Below are 25,302 nucleotides of genomic sequence, written 5' to 3' on the forward strand. Positions count from 1 at the left end.
TCCGGAATCTAATAGGAGCGCGGCAGCCCGAGCACATGCTGGGCGACATAACTGACGACCAGGTTATTGGCAATTGGCGCGACCAGCGGCAGTCTGGCTTCACGGAACTTCCGCTCAATGTTGTATTCGGTTGCAAAACCAAATCCGCCATATGTGTTCATGGCCATATTGGCCGCCTTCCAGGATGCTTCGGAGGCCAAATATTTCGCGATATTCGCCTCCGGCCCGCGCGTGTCGCCCTGATCGAACTCCCGGGCGGCTTGGTTGCGCATCAAGGTTGCCGCTTCAATATCCATATAAGCCTGCGCGATTGGAAATTGAACGCCTTGATTTTGTCCGATCGGACGCCCGAATACCACTCTCGAGGAGGCATATTCCACCGCTTTATCGACAAAGTACAGGCCGTCTCCGATACATTCCGAAGAGATGAGAATCCGTTCCGCATTGACCCCGCTCAGCAAATATTTAAATCCTTTGCCTTCTTCGCCGATCAAATTTTCTACCGGCACTTCCGCCCCTTCGAAGAACACCTCATTCGTTTCATGATTAATCATCGTTTCGATCGGCCTGACCTGAATTTTCCCCTCCTGCTCCCGCAAGTCGAGAATAAACAAACTAAGTCCGTCCGTTTTCTTCGCCACCTTGTCTTTAGGCGTGGTGCGCGCAAGCACCATCATCAAATCGGAATGCTGCACCCGGGAGGTCCAAATTTTTTGGCCCTTGATCACATACCGGTCCCCTTTTCTTTCGGCAAACGTCGTGATGCTCGTCGTATCCGATCCGGCCGTCGGCTCGGTAATGCCGAACGCCTGCAGCCGAACTTCACCTGAGGCGATTTGGGGAAGCCACCTTTGCTTTTGCTCCTCGTTTCCGTGCGTAAGCAAAGCCCCCATCGTATACATCTGAGCATGGCCCGCCGCCGCATTGCAGCCGCTGCGGTTAATTTCCTCCAGGATAATGCCGGCTTCCATCATGCCGAGACCCGAGCCCCCGTATTGTTCGGGAATCAACGCCGACAACCATCCTTCCTTGGTCAGCTCGTCAATAAACTCTTCCGGGTACTGATGCTGCGCATCCTTGTCTCTCCAGTAAGCATCGGGGAATTTCTTGCATAAAGCGCGTATGCTTTCCCGTATGATCTGGTGTTCGCTTTCCGTCGATTTCATAGTTTTCTCCTCGTTTCAGTTGGATTTTGTTATAGACTCAGACGATATCCAGGAATACGGGCGGCCTTTTTTCGTTGTATGCCCGAATCCCTTCTTCCCGGTCCGGGTGCACAATGGTGCGGTTGTAGCACTCAAGGGCGAGTTCGATCCCTTCCTCCAGCGGAAGATCGATGCCCAAGCGAAATGCTTTCTTGGCCATTCTTACCGCCAAGGGCGAATTTTGCGCAATCGTCTGGGCTGCTTGCAGCGTCTCCTTCAACAATTCACCCGGCTCAAGCAGTTTATTGACCATTCCATATTCGAACGCTGCTTCCGCGGAGAGAGGTTTCCCTGTCAACAGCAGCTCCAGGGCAAGCCCCCGGGGAAGGAATCTTCCAATCGTCTGCGTTCCGCCCACCCCGGGGATTATGCCGCGCGTCACTTCGGGTAACCCGAACTTGGCGGATTTCGAAGCATATACAAAATCACCGCTTAATGCTAATTCGCACCCGCCTCCGAGAGCAAACCCGTTGACCGCCGTAATGACCGGCTTGTCGGATTGACGAATTTTGCGGAATACGTCTTGAAACAGCCGATGCTGTTTAAGCCACTGCTCATTGGTCATTTGATTTCGTTCTTTCAAATCCCCGCCGGTGCAGAAGGCCCTCTCGCCTGCACCCGTGAAAACAATAACCCGAACCGATGCATCCTCGTTTAATCGGTCCAGCGCATCTCTTAACGCGAACCCTAATTCGGTGTTAATCGAGTTCATGACCTCCGGGCGATGTAACGTAAGCACCGCAACAGCGCCCTGCTCCACTCTTTCCTCCAGCAAACCGTTCATCAGATCCTCCTCTTTCCCGATCGTCGGGTCCGGGCTTTACTATTCCCTTAGGGATGCGGGTGCAGCTCCATCGTTTTACCCGCCTTCAACACTTGGCTCGGCAGCTGATGACCCAGCTGCCGCTCCAAACGGCGGCTTGCGGCCAACAGCTGATCCAGATCTATGCCTGTTGCGATATTCATGTCATGAAACATATTCACCGTATCTTCGGTGCAAATATTTCCCGTTGCCCCCGGCGCAAAAGGACAACCACCAATGCCCCCTAAGGAAGCGTCAAAATGACGGATTCCCTCCACATAGGCCGCATAAACGTTGGCCAGCCCCATTCCCCGCGTATTATGAAAATGCATATGAATTTCCAGATGCGGCCATTTCGCTTTCACGTCTCGAACCGTTTCCCGGACCAGCTCGGGATTGGCCATTCCGGTCGTATCGGCGAGCGTAACCGACTCCGCTCCCAAATCCAGGTATTGAGCAATCACTTCGAGTACGCGAGACCGGGCAACCTTCCCTTCGAACGGACAACCGAACGATGTCGCGACACCGCCCCGCACCGGCACTCCCGCTTCGGCGCACAGTTTGGCAACCTCCACAAATTCGTTCAACGTTTCAAAGGTCCCACGGCGCAGATTGGAGCGGTTATGGCTCTCGCTCGCCGATACGACCAAATTGAGCTGATCGGGATTGGTCCTTAGGGCGCGCTCCGCCCCGCGATAATTGGGCACCAGCACCTCATAGCGGGTGCCCGGATTTCGCTTGATGTTCAGCATCACTTCCTCCGCATCGGCCATCTGCGGAACCGCTTTCGGATGTACGAACGCTGTAACTTCGATCGCGGTAACTCCTGCAGCCGATAAAGCGTCGATCACCTTAATTTTGACCTCGGTCGGGACGAGCTCGGGCTCAATTTGAAACCCGTCCCTCGGACATACATCCGAAATCCATACGCGATTGTCAGACACTTTCATTCCCCTTCCTGTTCACCTTTCATGAGCGGTCCCCTGACTCGCCCTTCGCTACCGCTCATCGCCGGCGATATCGTTGTTCAACTCGCCGATTCCCTCGATATAAACGCTTACTTCGTCGCCGATTTGCATAGGCCCGATGCCTGCAGGAGTTCCTGTGATGATGATGTCGCCCGGCAGCAGCGTCATGACCTGACTGATATAATGAACCAGATAAGGGACGGAAAAAATCAGGTTTTTCGTATTGGAGCTCTGTTTCACTTCACCGTTTACCGTCAGTTTGATCTCCAGGCCGGACGGATCGATACCCGGAACGATGCCGGGACCGATCGGACAAAACGTATCGAACGATTTCCCCCTCGTCCATTGACCGTCCGCAAACTGGATATCCCGGGCCGTAATATCGTTCGCGCATGTATAGCCCAGGATATAATCCGCTGCTTCGTTCTCACGAATCCGGTAAGCCTTTTTCTTGATAACCACCCCCAGCTCCGCTTCATAATCGAGACGTTTGCTTTGGGCGGGGTAGATGACCGGGTCTCCAGGTCCGACCACCGTGGTGGACGGCTTCAGAAAGAGCAGCGGCTCTTTGGGAAGATCCAGGTTGACTTCCTTCGCATGGTCGACATAATTCAAGCCGACACAAACGATTTTGGATGGCTGAACGGGAGACAGCAGCTTGACCCTGCTTAGAGGCGTCCGCGCTTCGCCGCGAGCATATTCCCCATAAATATCGCCCTGCAGCTTGGCGATTTCCCCTTCCTGCAGCCAGCCGTAACAAACTTCATCTTGAACCTGATATCGAACGATCATGTCCCTTCTACCTCCTGGAATAATAATCTTCGTTATGATTATTCATATTGCAAGTATCATGCCAACCGTTTCATGCGGGTTTTTCCAGCCTCGTACCGTTAAGCTGTGCAAATATTGAACGAAGGATGTTCATTATTTGAACTCATCTCGCCCGTCGTTAAAGTTGTTAAAAAAGTGAACATCCCTATCTGGAACTCAGCCGGGTCTCAGTTCTGTCGTCAGGGAAGAAATACGCGGCAGGCTGTCCAGGAATACAATCTTTTCCAGACTGCGTTCGACACGGTCAGGGGTGAGTACCCGCCCTGCGCAATCCCGGTATTTGCCGATTAACGCTTCATAGCTAAGGGGATGCTCCGGGCTGCCGTCGGCCATTTGCTTGCTCCTTTCCAGCACCCTCCCGTCCTTCAGCTTGACCCGAATGAGAGCAGGGGCCTCTTCCACGCTTCGGGTCCGATATTGCTCATCGATTCCAAATTCCACCTTCTCCATGAGCGCCCGAATGACCGGATCGTTCACTTTGTCATCGGTAAACGTATCCAGCCCCACCTCGCCGTCCGCCACTGCGGCCGCGAGAACAAAGGGCATGCTGAACTTTCCCTCGGTCCCTTGAAGCGGCCGGTTGTGAACCAGCATGATCGGCCCGACCGGACCGCAGCCCGCATAGATGCTCTCGATTTGGTCCGCTTGGCATCCATACTCCTTGACCAGCGACAGCATGGCGTCAATGGCCGTATGGGTAGCTGCGCACGACGGATACGGCTTGACAAAAAAACCGGGCTGCAAGAGGTCGAAGGGTTCTCCCATGCTTTCTTTCAACACCGGTTGTTTATTGGCGAAGTTGGCGAAAAAACCTGTTTTTCCTTCCAACGCTTCCGGATTGGAGGTAAAGCCGCATTGGGCCAAATAGGCGGCGTTAACTCCATTGCGGGCGGCGATTCCGGCGTGGAACGGCTTGGTCATGGAGCCGAAATTTTGCCTCAAGCCGCTAGCCGAGGACGCGGCTATCCCCAAAGCATGGATCATCTGGTCGAGACTCAAACCAAGCAAATACCCCGCTCCCGCCGCTGCGCCCAGAACGCCGACGACGCCGGTCGCGTGCCAGCCGGCCTGATAAAGCTCCGGCTCCGCCGCTGCCCCGATTTTGCAGGAAACTTCGGTTCCGATCAAATAAGCCGTTACGAGCTCCCGTCCGCCGGCATCCATGCTTTCTGCCGTTGCCATGACGGAAGGAAGAACGACGGCACTCGGGTGCCCAATCAGCCGCCAGGACGAATCGTCATAATCCAGGGCGTGGCAAAGAATCCCGTTTACAAACGCAGCTTGTAACAACGATGCAGAAACAGCGTTCCCCAGCAGGGTATAGCCTCCCCGCTCTCCCAGGCGTTCTGTATAGGTTAGCAGGCTGGAAGCGATCGGATCGGTATTTCCGGCCAATCCGACGCCAAGGGTATCCAGGATATGCTCAATCGCACGCCGGCGGTGGTTCTCCCCGATCTTCCCGACTGCTTCGCTTACTGTAAACTTCGCCATCTCATCAACCAAGCTCATATCGATCCATCCTCCACCGCCCTCCAGACCGGAGCGTATAAGAAATTTTTACAGCTTAACGCTTATCGCTTTTACTTGGGTATACGTGTGCAGCGATTCCAAGCCTTTTTCCCGGCCGATTCCGCTTTTCTTGTACCCTCCGAAAGGGGCTTCCACATCGATCGGACTGTAATCGTTAATATAAACTTGGCCGGCCTGCAGTTGTTTGGCGACACGATGCCCCCGGTGTATATTTTCCGTCCATACTGCAGCCGCCAGACCGAACTCTGTATCGTTGGCCAATCGAATCGCTTCCTCCTCGGTATCAAAGGGAATGACGACGACGACAGGGCCAAATATCTCTTCCCGGGCAATGGTCATCGTGTTTGTAACATCCGTGAAAATGGTAGGTTGCATGAAATAGCCGTCTTTCAATTTCTCTTCTTGCATGCGGCTGCCGCCGTAAACTAACCGGGCTCCTTCTTGTTTGCCGATTTCCACATACCGGAGCACGCGGTGCAGCTGCTCTTCACAAACCAAAGGACCGATCGTCGGATTATCGATGCCATACCCGATCTTTATTTGTTGGGCTTCTTCAATTAATTGTTCGACAAAGGCAGGCAGGATCGAACGCTGGACGATTAAGCGCGTACCCGCCGAACACACCTGGCCGGTATTAAATGTAAAGGCTCGCAAGGAACCTGCCGCAGCCGGATGTAAATCCGCATCATCAAACACGATATTCGGCGATTTACCGCCCAGCTCCAGGGAAACGGGAACAATCCGATCGGCGGCGGCCCGCATGACGATTTGTCCGGTTTCGACCGAGCCTGTAAAAGCGATTTTCCGTACCGCAGGATGGTTGATGAGCGGGGCGCCTGCTTCCTCGCCGTAGCCCGTGACCACATTGAAAGTGCCGGGCGGCATCCCCGCCTCTACGCAAAGCTTAGCCAGCTCCAACGTAGAAAGGCAGGCCTGCTCGGCAGGCTTCATCACGACGGAATTCCCCGCGGCAAGCGCGCTGGCCGCTCCTCTCGCCGCCTGCGTAATGGGCACGTTCCATGGCGTAATATGTCCCGTTATCCCATACGGCTCGCGATATGTATACGTCAGGTGTTCGTTGCTGGCCGGGATCACCTCGCCGAAAATTTTGTCCGCCGCCCCGCCCAAATATTCGAAATACCTGGCGCTCGTTTCTACCAAAGATGCTGAAAAAACGAGCGGTCTCCCGGTATCGATCGTTTCCATGTAAGCAAAATCTTGTTTGTATTTACGCAAAAGCTGGGCCACGCGGTTTAAAATTTGTCCGCGGGCACTCGGCTTCAAGGCGTACCAAGCCTGAAACCCTTCTTCCGAGCTGCGGACGGCGCGCTCGATATCCTCCTTGTTCCCGCGGGCAAAGCTCGCAATCTTGTTCCCGGTAGAAGGGTCCACCCCTTCAAAATATTGATGATTGGCCGGCTCCACCCATTGACCGCCAATGAAATGCCCATATGTTTCCTGCAAAGCGATTTGTCGATCCATTCGCCCTCACTCCTTATTATTTATTTACTAGAATTGTGGCTCTCGTTACTTCACGGTTTGCGGATTTCTCCAGAGCAAGCGTCGCTTCTTCCAAGGAGAATGCAGCGTCCAACAAGCCGGCAAACGGATATTTTCCTGCGTTTCTCTCTAAAAATTGCAAGGACTTATACAGATACTCCGGGTTATAGCGATTGGCAGGAATAATCTCAATGGCTTTCCGGACCAGCAAACCGGGATCAAATGCCGTCGTATGCCCCGGCGTAATATTTCCCATGACGACATATTTGCCATTCTGCTTCACAAGGTGGATGCCTTCGCTAAACGCATCGGGAACGCCGGCTACCTCCAAGCCAAAATCGGCCCCCCAGCCGCCGGTCAGCTCCTTGACGCGGTTCACTCTTGCATCCAGCGTATCGTAGGCGTTCATATCGATAAGCTCATCTGCTCCGAATTTCTTAGCCGTAACTAAACGCGAGGGCGCGCTGTCGATCACGATCACTTTAGCCCCTCTCTCCTTGGCGACGGCGCAAGCGGTTAATCCCAATCCGCCGGCCCCTTGAATAACGATGGAATCACCCGGGTTGATATGGATTTTGTCAAGGCCGAATAAGATTTGGGCGAAAGCGCAGTTCGCACTGGCCGCTTCCGCATTGGACACGCCGTCAGGCACTTTGAAAAAATATTGATCGTGGTGAACCGTGTAATAAGAGGCGAATGTTCCGCTCTGCCCCTGGTATTTATACATATGAATGCAATGATGGAGATTACCTGCCAAGCATTCTCTGCATTGATTGCAGGTTACAAAATAGACCGGCACGACGCGATCCCCTACCTGCACCGGATTGCCCGCGTTGTCCGTCTTTACGTTGTCCCCCAGCTTGGCAATCCGGCCTATCATTTCATGACCGATGACTCCGCACTTCAAGGTAGGGTGATGGCCTTTAAACACGTGCAGTTCCGAACCGCATACGTTCGTTTGAAGCACCTCCAGCAGCAAGGAGCCCGCTTCGACTTCCTCGGAAAACTCATGTTCCCGAACCTCAATTTTCATCGGTTCGGTCTGATAAACAATTTTACCCTTCATGTGCTAGCACCTCATCCTTTATGCCCCAAGGTAAAGCTGGCGGATTTTGTCGTTTTCTTTAATGTGCCGGGATTCGCCCTCCAGTGCGATTCTGCCGTTCTCCAGCACGTACGTATAATGCGATATTTCCAGCGCCAAATGGACATTCTGCTCCACAAGCAGAATCATCGTCCCTTCCTCATTGATTCTCATAATGATTTGGAAGATGTCACGAATGATATTGGGCGCGAGGCCAAGGGATGGCTCATCGAGCAGTAAAATTTTCGGATTTCCCATTAAAGCCCTGGCAATGGCAAGCATTTGCTGCTCGCCGCCGCTTAAAGTGCCGGCGTATTGGTTCAGCCGTTCCTTCAACCGCGGGAAGTAGGCAAACACCTTCTCCAGATCGGCCGCCACCTTCTTGTCCTTTCGGGTAAAAGAGCCGATGCGGAGGTTTTCTTCAACGGTCAGCAGCGGGAACAGCCTTCGGTTTTCCGGACAGTGTATCACCCCGCGCTTCACGAGATCGCTGGGCGTTTTTTTCAGCATAGATTCGCTTTCCAGGTCATAGCTTCCCTGCTTGGGCGGAATCAGACGGGAAATCATCTTCAAGGTAGTCGACTTCCCGGCGCCGTTGGCCCCGAGCAAGGAAATGATCTTTCCTTGCGGTATTTCCAGGGAAATACCCTTCAAGGCATGGACATGCCCATAGTAAACATGGATGTCATGAAGTTTTAACAAAGCTATCCACCTCCCCTAAATACGCTTCAATGACAGCCGGATCGTTCTGGACCTCCTTGGGCTGGCCTTCGGCTATTTTTTCCCCAAAGTTCATGACCGTGACATAATCGGAAACCTTCATGACCAACGACATGTCATGCTCAATCAGCAGAACGGTATAACCCATCTCCTTCTTCAATTGCACAATAAGATGGCTGATACGCTCCGTCTCCACCGGGTTCATCCCGGCTACCGGTTCGTCAAGCAGAATCATCTTCGGGTCGGCCATCATCGCCCGCCCGATGTCAACCATCTTCTGATAGCCGAAGGACAGGTTCGATACTTCTTCACCGGCAAGATGGGAAATATTGAGCAGTTCCAACACTTCATGCGCTTTTCTCACCGCATTCCGTTCACTGGCCCGATTGGCCGGTAAATTCAGAGCGATGGAGACGATATTTTTCTTCATTCTGGGATGGTAACCCGTCAGGAGGTTATCCATGACCGTCATTTTTTTGAACAACTCCACATTTTGAAAGCTTCGGGCGATCCCTTTCCGGATGACTTGATGCGGCTTGTATTTGTTCAGATCTTCCCCGTTGAATACGATCTCCCCGGACATCGGCGTATAGAATCGGCTGATGCAATTAAACACGGTCGTTTTGCCAGCCCCGTTAGGTCCGATGAGCGAGTAAATTACCCCCTTGGGCACTTCAAACGAGAGGTCGTTGATCGCTCTAATTCCCCCGAAAGTTACCGTTACATGACGGAACGTCAGCATACGCCTATTCACCTCCTGCCTGTTGCGATAACCATGAGTTACGGTCTTCCGCCACGGTTTTATTCAGCTTCCGCTTGAAAAGCCCCTTCAAGGACACAAGCCCTGCCGGCCGTAATAAAATAATTAACGCCATCGCCGAACCGATCACGATGCTGTGCATGCCAATGAGATGTTCCGTGAAATGAGGGAGCACCGAAAACAAAATCGTGCCTATGATGGCGCCGGGTATGGAGGCCAGTCCCCCAACCACGATCATCGCCAGCAAGAGGAAGGATGTGGTCACCGAAAAATCGCTCGGACTGATGTAGCCCAGCCAGTAGGCATACAACCCGCCCGCCAATCCGGTGAAGAAGGCACTGATGACGAACATGACGGTTTTATACAACGCGACATGAATGCCCATCGCCTGCGCCGCCACCTCGCTATCCCGGATGGCCACGAAAGCCCTGCCCAGACTGCTTGCGACAATGTTGCGGATGAACCAGGTGACGAGAACCGTCATGGCGACGATCACATAGAAAAATTCGATATCGGAGGATAGAAAAACGGGTCTCGATACGGCCATGCCTTGATAGCCTTTCGTTAAAGAATCCCAGTTCAGAACCAGCAACGGCACCGACAGCCCGAAGCCGAGCGTAGCCACAGCCAGAAAGTGACCGCGAAGCCGCACAGCGGGCAGGCCGATCAGCAGCCCGATTACCCCGCTGACGATGCCCGCCATCAGGAAGGATACGAAGAATGGAACTCCTCTTTCCCCTAATATGGCTACCGTATACGACCCGATCACCAGAAATCCCGCATGACCAACGGACACCTGCCCCCCGTAACCGACCAGGATGTTGAGCGATAACGAAGAAATAATATAGATGCAGGTGATGCTGAACAGCGTCAGGAAATAGTTCGAATAGCCAACGAGCAGCGGGTAGACCGCCATCAGCAGGACAACCAGCGCCAGCAAGACCTTTTTGACCCAATGGTTTCTCAGCATGTCTTCACACCTTCTTCAAGTACTGGTTTCCGCCAAATAAGCCGGTCGGTCGAATATACAGAACGACGATGATCAGCAGGAACGTGTAAACCAATTTCATCTCGGGCGATACATAAAAACTGATCAAATTGCCAAAAACGCCGATAATCAAGCCGCCGATAACCGCTCCGGGAAGGCTGATGAAACCTCCCAATACCGCTGCCGCAAACCCCATAATCAGCACGTCCGCCATCATGCTCGGTTGAAGAAAGGTGAACGGAGCGGTAAGCATTCCCGCCACCCCGCCGAGGACGGTTCCTACTCCCCAGGTCCATGTAAAGACGCTGGAAACTTTGATGCCCATCAACTCCGACGCCATGCTATCCTGTGAGGACGCGCGCATGGCGAGCCCGATTGCCGTGAAGCGAAAGAGCAGGAAAAATCCAAACATCAGGATCACCGTAACGCCAATGACGAAAACTTCGTTCATCGAGATGAACACGCCGCCCAGATCATACGGGTCTCCCGCAAAGGCCGGCGGATATGGAGCCGGGGTGTGCCCCCAGATCAAACCGGCCACCCCGTTGAACGCCAGAAACAGCCCTAGCGTCAGCACGATTTGATTCAAGGGCGGCGCCGATTGAATCGGTTTCATAAATATCCGGTGGACAACAGTGCCGAATATGCCGGCAAAAACCAAAGCTAAAATAAACGAAATCAGATACGGGAGTTCCAGCTTCGTCAAAAACATAAAACTGACAAAAGTTGTAATCATGGCCATTTCACCCTGCGCAAAATTGGCGATATCCGTGGTTTTGAAGATCAGCACAATCCCCAAAGCCGCGAGTCCATAGATGCAGCCAAAAATAAGACCGCTCACAATGAGTTGAAGCATATGCGTCCATCCCGCCTTTCATTAACCTTGCTGCCGTGTCCGGTCCGTTGAAAGACCGGACACTTCCTTTCCGTTCCGCGATGCTCTGTTTATGCTTTATTTTTCATAAGTGATCTCATTGGTTTTCGGGTTGAAGTTGATCGTTTTGGAAATCGGAATGATCTTCCCGTCGACGGCCTGTGTAATGAACATACTCGTCAGTCCGTAATGGTTATCCGGCGCGAAGGTGACGCCCGAATACATGGATCCCTTCCAGTTATCGAATGTATGCATAGCGTCGAAAAATTTATCGTAAGTGATGTCCGGTCCGGTTCGCTTCAGTCCTTCTACCATGACTTGCGCTGCGGACCATCCCCACTGGGCGAATCCATGGTAGGAGGAGCCCGGGAAGTCCTTCGAGAAACGCTCAACGTACAGCTTCATCCCCGGATCGTCCACGGCGTCCGGCATAGGAATGACCGCGGAGCTAATGGTCCCCGCCCAGACGTCGCTTCCTGCCAGTTTGAATAAATTAAGATCGTTCGCTCCAATGGAAGAAACAATAAAAGGAGTATCTTTTATCCCGTATTTATGCAGTTCTTTCTTGAAGTTGGCCACCGGGTTGGGCGGGCCGAACATGATGATGGCCTCAGGGTTGAGCTGCTTGATCTTTTGCGCTTGGGAGCTCATATCGGGATCGGATACGACAAAAGGAATTTCTCCTAAAATTTCAACACCGGGGTAATTTTTCACGGCCTCATGGCTGGCTTCCAAATTTTCTTTTCCGAAGTCGTCGTTTTGATATACGATCGCGATCCGTTTTTTACCGAGCTTATTCACGGTGTAGTCCATAAACACTTTCGTTTCTACGCGATAATTGAGAAAGGAGGAGCCGAAGTAATTTTTAACCGGCGGGTCGACGAAGCGCTTGGCTCCCGTGCTGACCATGATGACGGGCGTGCCTTTTTCCGTAAGATAAGGCTGTGCGGCCGCATTGCACGGTGTGCATGCACTGCCCAGCAAGGCAAATACCTTATCTTCTTCTACGAGTCTTTTGACAAGCTGTACAGTTTTCGCCGGCTGATACCCGTCGTCATAAGCAATCAGCTTCAGCTTGCGGCCGTGTACGCCTCCTTGTTCGTTTGTATAGTTGAAGTAGGCCTGAATCCCTTGCCGGATCAAGTCATAGACAGCGGAAACACCGCTCTGGGGCGCTAGATGACCGACAAGAATCTCTTTCTCCGAGACCCCTTGGGCCAGCTGTGCCGTTCCTCCGCTTTGCGGGCCGCCGCTCTTGGAGCTGCCGCCTGCGGGACTTCCCCCCGAACAAGCGGTTAACGTCAGCACCGCTGCCAGACCGACAGCCAAAAGCTTGGATAATGTATTCTTTTTCATCTCAGAACCTCCATTTTAATGAAATTCCCCGCTCGCTTGCCTGCCTGTTCCTCTAGTCATCAAGTCAGTCGTTCCACCTTTAAGAAAGAATTGAAAGCGCTATCAAATTGGTTAACGTCACCCCCATTCCTCTAGAAGCCCCTTTTATCAAAGCAAGTTCTTCTAATACTAATTATTAAGCAAGTAGCATGCCAACAAAAATGACCGGGATTTTTTTATTCACGACAGAATTGTTCTCATTTTAAACATATTCTGTTAAATATATGAACATACAAACGGTTATTGTTTAAATTGTGAATAGGATTCGGCTTTGTCAATAAAGTGAACAGCCAAGAAAAAAAACAGTGACCTCTCCGTGGCATGTACCGGGAAGAGATCACCGCACCATGTCATACCGTCTGCCGAACAGTTAGGCCCGCCTAGCCGTCCAGCATGAGGATATCGTCGCCTTCCTGAAGCAATTTCCATAAGGTTGTTCTGCTGATTCCTAATTTTTTGGCTAATTGAGTCTTGGTATACTCCCTTCTCTCCAGCAGCTGCTTCACTAAGCTTCGCTGCATGTCGTCCATTGTCCCAATGGTTACCGCAAGCGTATGGGAATCGGCCGGGTCAGGCTGGTCAACCTTCGGAGGATCAGCCTGTCGGACCTCGTTTCTGCCGAATTCATCCTGTAAGTTTTGGATCAGAACCGTGGACAATTCGTCCGAATTGTCCGCCATAACCATGCACCGTTCTACGATATTCTCCATCTGCCGCAGGTTTCCCGGCCAGTTGTAAGCGCACAATTGGCGAATCAGGTCTTCCCGCAGAGGCGCAACGCGCTTGCCGTATTTGAGGGCATATTTTTTCAACATGAAATTGACCAGATCCGGAATGTCCTCAATCCTGTCCCTCAACGGTGGGATAGGCAAGACTAGCACCTCCAGACGGTAATACAGGTCAGACCTGAACTTCTCTTTCTCAATCAGCTCATGGATATCGTCATTAACGGCCGCAATGACCCGTACATCTATCGGAATGTTACGTTCCCCCCCGATCCGGCGAATCTCCCGCTCCTGGATCACCCGCAGCAGCTTATCCTGAAGATCCATGGAAACTTTACCGATCTCATCCAGGAAGATAGTTCCACCGTGCGCCAGCTCGAATAAACCGGGCTTGGCCTGCTTTTGCGCGCCTGTGAACATGCCCGGCTCATATCCGAACAATTCGCTTTCAAGCAATTGATCGTTTAGCGCGGCGCAATTGACGGCGACGAAGGGTCCGTTTTTCCTCTCGGGATGTGCATTGTGAAGACTTTGCGCCATCAGTTCCTTGCCGGTGCCGCTTTCGCCGATGATTAAAGCGTTGCAATCGACATGAGCATATTTTTTCGCTTTTTGGATGAGCCGGTTCATCGGCACACTGGTATATAAGATGTCGTCAAACGTATATTTCGCCACTAGCCCCTTGGAGTACAGCTTGCGCCTGATGCGCTGCTCCGATTCTTGAATTTGAGTCGCATCCCGGAAGGTGACGACGATTCCTTTGTTCTCGCCGGTGACCATGTAGGACGCCCGATTCACCAAAAGCGTGATGCCGGATATTTCTTGAATTTCCTCCAGACTGTTCACCGGCCCGCCGAACAGCTTGCCGAACCTCGCGGATTCATGGATCTCGGTCAACTTCTTGTACAACACCTCGGAAGCCTGAACGCCAAAAAACTGCGCGGCCTTCGGATTAAACACCACAATCTGTTCATGCTCGTCGATGGCTATAATTCCTTCATGAGACAGATCGATGACGGTTTGGATAAATTCAGAGGCCTGCTTTTCCTTCGCCCTTGTATGCAAAATATCGCAAACCCTGGCTAACACCTGCTGGATCGTCGATAGACCGGGAATCACGTTGATATGGCCGATTCCCCGTTCCGCACACATTTGCTTGCCGCGCAATCCTCCGCCGATCATAATCTCCATGCCGTCATATTTAGCCCGGTCCACCTGATAGGCAAAGTCAAGCGAATTCTCAAAAAAATAATAAGAAACCTCCATGCCGATAATTTGGATGAGATGGTCCAATTTATATCTCATTTCCTCTTCCTTGGACCAGAGCAAACCTGTCCGTTTCCCAGTTTTCTTGGCTTCATGCAGCACACAGATGACATCGAACTCCGTCGACTCCGCCCTTAACAGCTTCACGGCGGGAAATTCCTTTTCCAACAGGTTGGCCGTGGCCCCTCTGCTCACCAGAATGGCATCTCCGTCCCGATGAACGAACGGTCGGACCATCTCCACCGCTTCGTCCAGCGCCGTTTCCACAATCGTCATTTCCAATTTCAGTTCTTTAGCCACTTTATGGGCCATGACCGTCATTTCATGATAGGGCGAAGTAAAAATTACCGTAGACAAACTCGATCCCTCCTTCAAGCGTAAAAGAAGAGCCGGTAACAGCCTCCCATGGAAGGAAGGAAACGGCTCTTCTTATGGATGACGGCGGCTGCCCGAAGCCAACCCTGCAACCGCTCAATACTTTTTCCGCTGGGCGGTCGACAATATGTTCAAGTCCTCCCGATACTTCGTGACGGTTCGTCGCGAAATCGTGAGCCCTTCCTTTTGCAAATACTCGGCAATTTTTTGATCCGACAGCGGGGCCGACTTATTTTCTTGTCGGATGATTTCGCGAATCCGTTCTTTCATCTGTACCGCGGATACGGATTCCCCGTCCGACTGCTTAATGGAGGAGGTAAAGAAATGCTTCAATTCATACAATCCCCATGGCGTCATGACATACTTGTTGTTGACCGAGCGGCTAACCGTCGATTCATGGATGTCCAGCATATCGGCGACTTGCTTCATGGATATGGACTGAATAAATGACGGACCTTTCCTGCAAAATTCGGATTGCCTTTCAAAAATAACGCCGGCTACTCTCAATAGCGTCATTTTTCTTTGATCGATACATTGCATCACCGATTTGGCGGCTTGCCATCTTTTCTTCAGGTAACCGGATACTTCCTTCGAATCGTTTTGTTTCATCATGTCGAGATAGTAGGTATTTAATGAAAGTTGGGGAAGGGATTGTTCTTCGATGAATAGTTGTATCGTATGTCCGGTATTCTTCAGAACAAGATCCGGAATGATATAATGAGGATTTTCATTACTGAATATCGAGCCTGGCTTTGGGTTGAGCTTGCTTATCCGGTCGATCCTTTGCTGAATGTCGGCAGCATCCGTCGCGTATTTCTTAGCCAACTGCTGGATCTTGCCTTTGGCAATGCTCATCAGATCATGCCGGACCAAATCGCGAATTAACGTATCCGTATCCCCCAGCTGGTCCAATTGAATTAGCAGGCATTCCTCCAGCGAAGAAGCAGCCAGACCATAGGGCTCCAGGCTTTGTATAATTTGCACCGCATGGTTTACCTGTTCGATCGAAACGCCCAGACGCTCGACGATCCATTCCTTTTGTTGAAGCAAGTATCCCCTCTCATCCAGACTGCCGATGACAAGCGTACATAACTCGAAGGTTACTTTGTCGAGGTTCAAATATTTCACTTGTTCCAGAAGAGCCGACTCCAGGGTGCTCTCAGTCTTGTGATTCCTATTTAACCACCATTCATTCGGGGAGAGGCTTCTATATTTCATAGATGGGCCGAACTTTGCTTTATAGGGATCGGCGTTTATTTCGATAAAAGGATTATCGGCCGTGTGCTCCCTTATATACTCGCTCAAGTCAAGCGAGGACATGTGCAAAATTTCCATCGATTGCCGCAGCTGCGGCGTGATCGACAGCTTCTGGTGCTGCGCGGACGTCAACGCTAGTTCCATCTTCCCGCCTCCTCTGTTAGCGCTTTCTTTTTTGCTAATTATAATATAACGACCCTTGGAATTGGAAGCATTAATTATTCCGGAGGGTTGTTTTCTCAAAATAGCTGTCAAAATCGAAGTGAAAGCAGGGGTGTCTTTGCACCCCTGCTTTTCAGGCGACTCGCATACTATGGCGTGTTAAGGATATGACGCACTTGCCGATCGCTCGGGCGCATATTTCCGGCAAAGGTTTTTCAAATTACTGCCTTTAAACTCCTGTTTGATCTTCTGGTAGATACAATGCGTTTTTAGGCGTTAAGCGCCCTCATATTATCCCTCAATGTTCCGTTTTCAACATATTCCGTCCTGGCCAACCCGCGTTTTTGTAAAATCGGCACAACCAACTCCACAAACTCTTCCACCGAACCGGGCAAATAGGCTGGACTTAACAGAAAGCCGTCTCCCCCCACTTCATTCATTGTCTCTTCCATCCAATCGGCAACTTGCTCTGGCGATCCAACCAACTGGGGAGTCATGACGCCACGGCCATGCAACATCCCTGCCTCGCGAATGGTTGCATTTGCAGAGCTACTGTTTTTATAAGCGTCAATCATTCCCTGAATACCTGGCACTTTTAAATCAGCAATTAATTCGTCAAGTCCGTGTTTGGACAAATCGTAGCCCAAGTGTCCGGACAAGATCGTTACCCCCGCTTCAGCCGGAACGAGAGCATTGTGTAGAGCAGCTTTGGCGCGGGCAATTTCCTCTGTCTCTCCGACAAACACTTGCAGCCCAAAACATACCCTGACATCATCCGGGTCGCGCCCAACTCTCACTGCCTCTTCTTTCAAACGATTATAATAAGCCTTCATTGCTTCGCGATCAGGTTGAAGGGTAAAAATAAGCTCGGCGTGTTTGGCGGCAGATTGGATTCCACGCGACGATTGTCCAGCCTGAAGGATGACCGGGTGTCCTTGCGGAGAACGATCAATATTCAGTGGGCCTTTGCAGCTAAACCATTTTCCTTCGTGATTAATCGGATGCACTTTTTCCGGATCGGCAAATATGTTGTTTTCCGCATCCATCACGATCGCATCCGGCTCCCAGCTGTCCCATAACTTGTAACATACCTCCATATACTCATCCACCCGATCATAGCGCTGATCGTGGGATAAATGATATTGTTCAACACTCAACCCAAGGTTTTCGGATGCATTCTTATGAAAAGCAGTGACGACATTCCAGCCGACACGTCCGCGTGACAGGTGATCCAACGTGGCCAGTTTTCGCGCAAGAATGTATGGTGGATAACCTGCCACCGAAAACGTCATGGTCAGGCCAATATGTTTGGTTACCGCACCCATAAATGACATCAATACCGACGGTTCATAACACGGTACTTGCGAGGCATAGCGCACGGCACTTTTGTAGCTGTTCTCATACTCGGAATAGATGCCTTCCGTATCGGCAAAAAATACGGCATCGAATTTGCCTCTTTCGGCGATGCGGGCAATCTCTTGCCAAATCTCCGGACGATTCCATTGAAAGGCATTCGTCATCGTCATATTCCGTGGGTGTTTCCACGTTGCGCTGCTATGATGAGTGGCAGGCGGCATCATATACTGGAGCAAATGCATTTTCTTCTTTTTCATGAGATTTTTCCTTCCAAGATGATTTCGCTATAATCCATTCTTTCTTTATTCATGAAGAGGGCTTTTTCCACAGTCGTTTTCATGTTTGTCTGAATTTTAAGATGTTCTTCATAAAAAAAGAGGATTTCAATTCAAGCGATACTTTGAATTGAAATCCTCTAGTGGTCTAGTCGGCATTTTGAATAATACTAATTCAATAAATCCTATGTGTCAAGTAGGAATAGTTCTTGAAAACCGGCCTTGTTCCCAGCCAAAGGGTTGTTTCTTGCAGAAACAGTCCTTTTTGGCGACCGGCCCCAAGTCCTGGACAATTTTTTGACAATGGATTTACAAAACAACGTCAGGATCGGGCGATGCCAAATAACACCTTCCCGTCCTGAAGCCGTGAAGACACCTCTCCCCGCGATTCAAGGTAAGTCAAACGGGCGAGCGACGACTGAATTTCCATCATGAATCGGGCGTTGTCATCCTGGTTGTTATATACGATTCGGCTCACTTCGCCCGCGGTCATTTCCTCTTCTCCGAGAATATCGATGATTTGGCGCATGCGAACATGATGACCGTCCCGGATCTCCGATACCCGCTGCTTCAAATCGGAAATTAGCCCCCCATGTCCAGGAAGGACAAGCTCTGCCGAAATCTTCTCTATCTGTTCCAAGGATCGGAAATAATCTTCAAGCGGATTTCCCCCGTCATCGGACCAAAGCGTGATCACGGGCGAAATATCGCCGAGCACATGGTCACCTGCAAGCAGGCGGCCGTTCTCGCGATCGTAAAAGCAATAATGATCGAATGCATGTCCAGGTGTCCATAACGCTTCATACATGCCGTCGCCAAGGCGGATTTCCTCTCCGTTCTCGAAGAGTCCGTCAGGTTCCATAAACCCGGCGCTCGCTTGCTGCAGCATTCGCTTGTACGGCACGGCAGGTCCGCCATGCTTCAGTAAAAACCGATACGGCTCATTCTCGCCGTCCGCATAGGCCAGCCATAGCTCATAGGCCTTGCGCATCGTCTCGTACCCGATCCGCGACATGATAACAGGAACCCCCAGGCGCTTCTGAAACCAGCCTGCCAATCCGATATGATCGGGATGCGTGTGCGTAAGCACGACCTTGTCGATCGTCAGTCCGTTCGCGAGCACGTTCTCCCATTGCTGGATCGCCGATTCGGAATGAATTCCCGTATCGACCAGGGTGTACCCGCTTTCCCCCTTCAGGAGATAACAATTGACGTCCCCGCCTTGCGGGAATGCAATGACCACTTTATCGATATGACTTGCTACTGGAATTAGCATGAACTTCCCTCGTCCCTTCCGTCTCTTCCCCGAAAATCATTCTCTGTCTATTCTATCCTCCTCGTTCCGAATAAACAATCATCATCTCTTCGAGCTTTGTTGGTTTGAAAATCCGTTACAGGATATTTATACATATTCTGGGACATTTCCGTTCATATTAACTTCGATGAAGGAACACATTCCAACGGTGGTTTGAAGGGAAGCGTTTAAACAATGGATAACGTCGTATTGGCCCGCGCTCTGTTCGGCACTTCAATGGCATTTCATATTATTTTTGCGACGCTCGGGGTTGGAATCCCCATCATGGTCTTATTCGCGGAGCTGATGTACCATATCCGGAAAGATAAATATTATGCCATTCTGGCAAAGCGCTGGACCAAAGGCTTTGCTATCATCCTGGGGGTGGCGATTCCATCGGGCACGATCGTCGGGGTCATGCTGTCCTTGCTGTTTCCCGGCTTTATGGCCATCGTGGGCCAGGTGATCGCCGTGCCTTTTCAGGTGGAAATCTGGGCTTTCCTGCTTGAAGCTTTATTCATGTCGATCTATGTGTACGCCGCGGATAGACTCTCGCCGCTGCTTCGCATCGTCAGCGTCTTTTTCGTTGCCTTGGGAGCCAGTGCGTCCGCCGTCCTCATCACAGACGCCCATGCCTGGATGAATACGCCGCGGGGATTCGATCTCGTGAACGGCGTAGTCTCGAACGTGGACCCGATCGCGGCGATCTTCAGCCCGAGCCTCTATACGACGGCGCTGCATGTCCTATCTTCCGCCTATATGACGGGAGCGTTCGTCATCGTGTCGTTGGCCGCTTATAAGCTGTTGAAACGGGGGAGATCGGCGGAAGAGCGCGAATACCATTCCCGGAGCCTGCTGCTCGGGCTGGTCGTGGGCGGGGCGCTCTCGTTGTTCACGGCGTTGAACGGGCACGCCACCGCGCAAATGCTGCACCATTACCAGCCGGAGAAGCTGGCCGCCGCGGAGGGACTGTTCGAAACAACGGACCATGCGCCGCTCGCTATATTTGGGGTGGCCGACCCGGAATCGGGAGAAGTGAAGGGCGGCATCGAAATTCCGGGGGCGCTCAGCTTCCTGGCGGGCAACAGCTTCGATACGGTCGTGAAGGGATTGAACGAATACCCCGAAGAGCTGTGGCCGCCGCTTTATATTCATACGCTGTTCAATATTATGGTCGTGATCGGCATGGTGCTCATCGGCTTGTCCTTCGGCGCCCTGGTTTGGCGTTACGTGCTGAAGCGGACGCTGCCCCGATGGGGGCTGTGGCTTCTCGCAAGCTCGGGCGCGCTATCTCTTATCGGCATCGAAACGGGCTGGATCTTCAGCTGCACCGGCCGCCAGCCGTGGACGATTTACCACATGCAGCTCACGAAGGATGCCGCCACCAAAACGGGCAACCTGGGACTGCTGTTCGCGCTATTTGTAGGCATTTACGTGATTCTGCTGTTTCTGACCGCTTTCGTCCTGCTCTACTACTTCAAGCGCCATCCGGCCTCCAAAGAGCTGAACCCGCAGATGCCGGTGCTGGACGATGAGGGGGTACGGACTCATGTCTGAACCGACACTCGCGATTATGCTCGTCTGGCTGCTGTTATTCGTATACTCCATTCTGGGCTCCATCGATTTCGGGGCCGGCTTCTGGGGGATGGTATTCGGCCGCAGCGACGCGACGAATGCGGGGGCGCTGGCGAACCGATTCTTGTCGCCGACCTGGGAAGTGACCAATACGTTTCTCGTTCTGGTGGTGGTCGCGCTGGTCGGTTTTTTCCCGAAGGCCATCGCCATGCTGGGAACCGCCCTGCTGCTGCCGGTGAGCTTGGTTCTGATCCTGCTGTTGATCCGAAGCAGCTTTATGGTATACGCTTATTCCTCCAAAAGATACGGCAAAGAGCTTAACGTCGTCTCCGGCGTGACCGGTCTTCTTATCCCCGGATTGCTTGTAGCCGTACTGCCGATTTCGCTAGGCGGCTTCATCGACATCGTGGATGGCGTGCCTTCGCTGCATTTCGGCCAGCTGCTGGCTTCCCGGACGCTTTGGACCCACCTGGGCTTCGGCTTGTCCACCGAGCTCTACCTGGCCGCGTTGTTTCTGGCCGATTACTCCAACGAATCGGGAGACAACGGGGCTTACAGGCTGTACCGCAAAGCAGCGATTTGGCTCGGTCCCTTCACGCTGTTTTTTGCGGTCATCACCACCTTTGGCATGGTGCCGGAGGCGTACTGGATCGTGGAAGCCATCGAACGCAACAGCCTGTGGTTCATCTTCTCGATTCTCGCATTCGTCTTTGGATACACGGCTTTGCTGTGGGGCCGGCCGGATGGCGGGCCGGGTGTGCCGCGAGTCGCGTTCACGGCGATTATCGTCCAGTACGCCTTCGCCAGCATCGGCTACGGCCTCTCGCATCTTCCGTACATCATCTATCCGTACTTGACGGTGGAGGAAGGGTTCACCAATCCCAGCACATTCCGGGCTCTGCTTGTCGCCTATGTCATCGGACTGCTCATTCTCGGCCCGGCTTTCTACCTGTTTTGGAAACTGTTTTTGAAGGACAAGCGTTATTTGCGCCAAGAATAGCCGGACAACCGCTTATAACGATGACGGCTATAACCGGGCCGAAGCTCACTTCGGCCCGTCTTCACCGCCAGCTGCATAAGCTATTTTTTCAAGCTTCCGCAGATCGTCGGGCGTGTCGATATCCATCCCCCATTGCTCATTAGCGAATGGAACGACGTGCAGCAGGGAACGATGTTTGATCAGGATGGATTTTCCGCCTTCATCGCCCCGGATATGTTCCAGCTCGGCAAACAAATCGGCATCGAACAAAACGGGGTGTCCGGGACGTCCTTGATACTCGGGTCGTACAATACGAATCCCCTCATGGCGATGAAGATTATAATGCCGTACGATCTCGTTGATGACGACAGGAGCTACGAGAGGCTGGTCCGCCAAAAATACGATCGCGGCATCGGCACGCCCCTTTACCGCCTGCAGGCCGGCTTGAAGCGAAGAAGCCATGCCCGATTGATAATCTTTGTTCTCGATGCCTTCGATGTCCGCGCAGTCCGCGACATGCCGAAGCAGCTCCTCCATGCGGCTGCCTCCGACTATCACTACGGGCTGCAAACCGGCCTGGATAGCCGCATCCACACTGTAACGAAAAAGAGGCTTCCCCAAAAAAGGCAGCAGCAATTTGGGCTGTCCCATTCGCCTTGACATCCCCGCCGCTAAAATAACCGCTCCGATCGCGCCCATATCCGGTATGGTTTCACTCCTTACTCGCGTTACCTTCGATTCCTGATTTGGAGCAGCTCGGCCATGACGCTTACACTGATCTCTTCAGGTCCTTCGGCGCCGATGCGCAGTCCTACCGGAGCATGAACCCAGTCCGGCATTGCATCGGGCAAGAATAGACGTTCTGTCCTTCGTCTAGGCCCGAGTACCCCTACATAATAGGGGGGCGATGAAAGCAGATGACGTAAAATATGCCGATCCCGCTGAAAGCTGTGCGTCATGATGAGCACATAGCTTTTCCCCGGTATCGGATTCGTTTGCAAATAAGCTTCCGGATGTTCGGGTATGCATCGATCCGCCGCCGGAAATACCGTCTTGTTGCAGCGGCTGCTTCTGGGATCAATGAGGGTAACATAGAAATCCAGGCTGGAGGCCAGCCGGACAATCGGTTCTACATCGGGCCCTGCTCCGAATAGATAGAGCTGCTCCCGGGGCTCATACAATTCGAACAGGAGATCGGCATCGGCATGGGCTGGCTTAACGACCTGCAGCTTTTGCCCGCTTTGCAAAAACCTCTTGAGTCCGGGGATGATTCTCCGCCTCGTTTCTTGATCCGCGTCCCCAAGTACCGTGCCGTTGTCCGCATAAAAGAGCGGCACGCTATGGCCGTTATCTTCGCCTATTATTTTTGCACTTGCGACCTTGTTACCCGAATCCAGCAGCGATTCCACTTGAGGCCATACCGGTTCATCCTGAAAGCGCGGCCTGGCTTCCCATTCGCAAGGCTCCACATACACCTGAATACTCCCATTGCAGCCCGCTCCCTGTCCCCAGGATAAATCATCCTCGGCCTTTAAATGATAAATTAACGTCTGCGGCTGCCGGGTCTGAAGCACCTCCCGGGCATGATAAGCCAAATCCTCTTCCAGACATCCGGCGCTAAGGGTCCCGTATAGACTGTCGTCTTCCCCGATCAGCATTTTAGCTCCCGCATGCCGGTAAGCCGAACCGTCCACATGAACGATCGTCGCCTGAGCAAATGTTTGTTCCTTTTTTTCTTTCATTTTTTTTAAAATCCGGTAAGCATCGTTCATGGTCACTCTACCTCCGGTTTTAATCCTGATACAGCTTCTCAAGCTCCGATAATTCCGGGAATCTCACTAGCGATTGCCGGTCTTCCCAGAACAGCATCGGAATAAGCTCGCTTGTTCCGTCCATTAAGAGCAGCCTTGCCGCATCAAATGCGGCATGAAGGGCGGCACGCGGAATCGCATACCGATTCTACTTTAGCCCATAGGCTAACGCATGCGCCCCGGCCCGGCGGCCAAACACAAGCCCGCGCAGGACAGACGTGGCCCCGGGATACTTGCCGTAATAAAGACCTGTTATTTCACCGGCGGCATATAAACCCGGAATGGCATCGTTATCGCCCGTTAATACACGTCCATCCGTGTCCGTGAACAAGCCGCCGTAGGAGAACACATTGGAACAGATGACCGGGTAGGCGATAAACGGACCTTGATCGATCGGAATCGCCCAGTTCGATTTGGGCGGTGTAATCCCGCTGGTATGTTTACCGTCCTTCCGGTCCCAGTAAAAAGGTCCAGGCTGGATCGCTTCGTTGAAGGCCCGCACCGTTTCACCGAGATTTTCCGGCGGTACCCCGATTTTCCCGGCAAGCTCCTCAATCGTGTCCGCTTCGATGGGCGGTTGTTCGGTTTGCAGCGCCCGTTCGTAATTCGGAATGGCGAACATCTTTTGGTCGGACACCATATAAGCCATTCGCCCCGGCAAGTCATAGAAGATCGTTCGCGCAACCGATTCGTATTGCTCATCCACCGTGGAGATCCCTTCGTCCAGGAAACGCCTGCCGTTCCGGTCCACCAATATGGCATACGGGTATGTCATGACGGTAGCCTCTTCCCGCTTGCTTCGCGGGTCAACAGGCTCCGCATGGAAGGAATCCCACTGACCTGCCCCTTTGGCCCCTATGGCCATCGCCATCCGGATGCATTCCCCTTTGTTGGCCAGCCCGCCTTCCGCTATGGTCGGAATTTGATGGGCGTCTCTGCCGATATATTGCGCCATCATTTCGGGATTGCCCTGGAATCCGCCGGCTGCGAGAATGACGGTTCTCGTTCCGAGCCGGTACGAGGTTCCGCCCTTAACGCGGACCATAAGCCCTTCTATCGCGCCTTCATCGTCCAGCAGCAGCTGCCAGGCGGTCGTTTCATAAATCATTTGTACGCCAAGCGCTTCGGCACGCCGCAAGAGACAATCGATAATGGCGCGCCCCCCGCCGACGGGCAGTAAACGCGGTTTGGAAGAAGTGAGAAACATCGTCGGGAGGTGGTCAAAATCGACGCCTTTTTCATGCACCCACTTGAGCGTTTCGCCAGCATGTTCAGCCAGAGTTTCGATGTATTTCTTATCCGAATAATAGCTTGAGAACGACAGCATATCCTCGACAAAGTTGTCTGCTGTCCGTTCCAGGCTCTCCATGCGCAGGAATGCTGCCGTCCAGCGGGAGTTTCCGCCCCGATGGTGATAATCGGTCCGCTCCAGTATGGCAATGCGCGCGTTTTTTCCGGTTTGCTTGGCATGTTCCGCTGCAGACAGAGCGGCAGCCGCTCCTGCGACGCCGCAGCCGACAATCACAATATCGAAGTCAACCTGTTTTTCCATGACATGACCCTCCCTTGG

Annotated in this window: 21 protein-coding genes; 2 read left to right on the forward strand and 19 right to left on the reverse strand. The window is 52.4% G+C overall.

Annotated elements, in window-relative coordinates; all coding sequences use genetic code 11:
* Positions 1 to 8 precede the first annotated feature (8 nt).
* From ACZ439_RS03775 to ACZ439_RS03850, 16 genes are all read right to left on the reverse strand, one after another.
* The gene (locus ACZ439_RS03775; RefSeq protein ID WP_127606543.1) at positions 9 to 1,166 is read right to left on the reverse strand and encodes an acyl-CoA dehydrogenase family protein; all 1,158 of its coding nucleotides are present in this window, start codon (positions 1,164 to 1,166) and stop codon (positions 9 to 11) included.
* Positions 1,167 to 1,203: 37 nt separating this feature from the next.
* Positions 1,204 to 1,989 carry an enoyl-CoA hydratase/isomerase family protein gene (locus ACZ439_RS03780; protein WP_127606545.1) on the reverse strand — a complete coding sequence of 262 codons (786 nt, stop codon included), beginning with the start codon at positions 1,987 to 1,989 and terminating at the stop codon, positions 1,204 to 1,206.
* A 47-nt stretch (positions 1,990 to 2,036) separates the two neighbouring features.
* On the reverse strand, positions 2,037 to 2,951 hold the full coding sequence (locus tag ACZ439_RS03785; RefSeq protein ID WP_196426850.1) for a hydroxymethylglutaryl-CoA lyase: 915 nt from the start codon (positions 2,949 to 2,951) through the stop codon (positions 2,037 to 2,039).
* Between the two features lie 54 nt (positions 2,952 to 3,005).
* Entirely contained in the window at positions 3,006 to 3,767 is a 762-nt protein-coding gene (locus ACZ439_RS03790) for a fumarylacetoacetate hydrolase family protein (protein ID WP_430105392.1), read from the reverse strand.
* Positions 3,768 to 3,962: 195 nt separating this feature from the next.
* Positions 3,963 to 5,315: an MmgE/PrpD family protein gene (locus ACZ439_RS03795; RefSeq protein ID WP_201318879.1), complete on the reverse strand. Its 1,353-nt coding sequence runs from the start codon at positions 5,313 to 5,315 to the stop codon at positions 3,963 to 3,965.
* A 48-nt stretch (positions 5,316 to 5,363) separates the two neighbouring features.
* On the reverse strand, positions 5,364 to 6,818 hold the full coding sequence (locus tag ACZ439_RS03800) for an aldehyde dehydrogenase family protein (protein WP_218029631.1): 1,455 nt from the start codon (positions 6,816 to 6,818) through the stop codon (positions 5,364 to 5,366).
* Positions 6,819 to 6,834: 16 nt separating this feature from the next.
* Positions 6,835 to 7,902, reverse strand: coding sequence for a zinc-binding dehydrogenase (locus ACZ439_RS03805; RefSeq protein WP_201318881.1), 1,068 nt, complete (start codon positions 7,900 to 7,902; stop codon positions 6,835 to 6,837).
* Between the two features lie 18 nt (positions 7,903 to 7,920).
* Positions 7,921 to 8,622 (reverse strand): ABC transporter ATP-binding protein, encoded by a 702-nt coding sequence (locus tag ACZ439_RS03810; RefSeq protein ID WP_127606555.1) that lies wholly within the window; start codon positions 8,620 to 8,622, stop codon positions 7,921 to 7,923.
* The gene (locus tag ACZ439_RS03815; RefSeq protein WP_127606557.1) at positions 8,606 to 9,382 is read right to left on the reverse strand and encodes an ABC transporter ATP-binding protein; all 777 of its coding nucleotides are present in this window, start codon (positions 9,380 to 9,382) and stop codon (positions 8,606 to 8,608) included. The genes ACZ439_RS03810 and ACZ439_RS03815 overlap by 17 nt, the downstream gene beginning before the upstream one ends.
* A gap of 4 nt (positions 9,383 to 9,386) precedes the next feature.
* Entirely contained in the window at positions 9,387 to 10,370 is a 984-nt protein-coding gene (locus tag ACZ439_RS03820) for a branched-chain amino acid ABC transporter permease (protein ID WP_127606559.1), read from the reverse strand.
* 4 nt (positions 10,371 to 10,374) lie between these two features.
* A complete protein-coding gene (locus tag ACZ439_RS03825) occupies positions 10,375 to 11,244 on the reverse strand; it encodes a branched-chain amino acid ABC transporter permease (RefSeq protein ID WP_054798896.1) in 870 nt (289 codons plus the stop codon).
* Positions 11,245 to 11,340: 96 nt separating this feature from the next.
* Positions 11,341 to 12,618 carry an ABC transporter substrate-binding protein gene (locus ACZ439_RS03830; RefSeq protein WP_127606563.1) on the reverse strand — a complete coding sequence of 426 codons (1,278 nt, stop codon included), beginning with the start codon at positions 12,616 to 12,618 and terminating at the stop codon, positions 11,341 to 11,343.
* Positions 12,619 to 13,037: 419 nt separating this feature from the next.
* Positions 13,038 to 15,005 carry a sigma 54-interacting transcriptional regulator gene (locus ACZ439_RS03835; protein ID WP_127606565.1) on the reverse strand — a complete coding sequence of 656 codons (1,968 nt, stop codon included), beginning with the start codon at positions 15,003 to 15,005 and terminating at the stop codon, positions 13,038 to 13,040.
* A gap of 114 nt (positions 15,006 to 15,119) precedes the next feature.
* Entirely contained in the window at positions 15,120 to 16,424 is a 1,305-nt protein-coding gene (rpoN, locus tag ACZ439_RS03840; RefSeq protein ID WP_464620641.1) for an RNA polymerase factor sigma-54, read from the reverse strand.
* Between the two features lie 287 nt (positions 16,425 to 16,711).
* Positions 16,712 to 18,055, reverse strand: coding sequence for an LLM class flavin-dependent oxidoreductase (locus ACZ439_RS03845; protein ID WP_464620642.1), 1,344 nt, complete (start codon positions 18,053 to 18,055; stop codon positions 16,712 to 16,714).
* 340 nt (positions 18,056 to 18,395) lie between these two features.
* The gene (locus ACZ439_RS03850) at positions 18,396 to 19,349 is read right to left on the reverse strand and encodes an MBL fold metallo-hydrolase (protein ID WP_054795357.1); all 954 of its coding nucleotides are present in this window, start codon (positions 19,347 to 19,349) and stop codon (positions 18,396 to 18,398) included.
* A gap of 213 nt (positions 19,350 to 19,562) precedes the next feature.
* On the opposite strand from ACZ439_RS03850, the gene ACZ439_RS03855 reads away from it, so the two are divergent.
* Together ACZ439_RS03855 and ACZ439_RS03860 are read left to right on the forward strand one after the other, a co-directional pair.
* Positions 19,563 to 20,924 (forward strand): cytochrome ubiquinol oxidase subunit I, encoded by a 1,362-nt coding sequence (locus ACZ439_RS03855; RefSeq protein ID WP_201318884.1) that lies wholly within the window; start codon positions 19,563 to 19,565, stop codon positions 20,922 to 20,924.
* Positions 20,917 to 21,942, forward strand: a complete 1,026-nt coding sequence (locus tag ACZ439_RS03860) for a cytochrome d ubiquinol oxidase subunit II (protein WP_464620643.1) — start codon at positions 20,917 to 20,919, stop codon at positions 21,940 to 21,942. Before ACZ439_RS03855 ends, ACZ439_RS03860 begins: the two co-directional genes overlap by 8 nt.
* A gap of 45 nt (positions 21,943 to 21,987) precedes the next feature.
* Here the strand turns inward: ACZ439_RS03860 and ACZ439_RS03865 are convergent, their stop codons facing one another.
* The 3 genes from ACZ439_RS03865 to ACZ439_RS03875 form a co-directional block, all read right to left on the reverse strand.
* Positions 21,988 to 22,572 carry a nucleotidyltransferase family protein gene (locus tag ACZ439_RS03865; protein ID WP_196426848.1) on the reverse strand — a complete coding sequence of 195 codons (585 nt, stop codon included), beginning with the start codon at positions 22,570 to 22,572 and terminating at the stop codon, positions 21,988 to 21,990.
* 77 nt (positions 22,573 to 22,649) lie between these two features.
* Complete coding sequence (locus tag ACZ439_RS03870) at positions 22,650 to 23,693, reverse strand: XdhC family protein (protein WP_155614182.1); 1,044 nt, start codon at positions 23,691 to 23,693, stop codon at positions 22,650 to 22,652.
* A gap of 187 nt (positions 23,694 to 23,880) precedes the next feature.
* Positions 23,881 to 25,284, reverse strand: a complete 1,404-nt coding sequence (locus ACZ439_RS03875; RefSeq protein ID WP_127606581.1) for an FAD-dependent oxidoreductase — start codon at positions 25,282 to 25,284, stop codon at positions 23,881 to 23,883.
* Between the last annotated feature and the right edge of the window lie 18 nt (positions 25,285 to 25,302).

Source organism: Paenibacillus sp. JCM 9796, assembly GCF_055379675.1.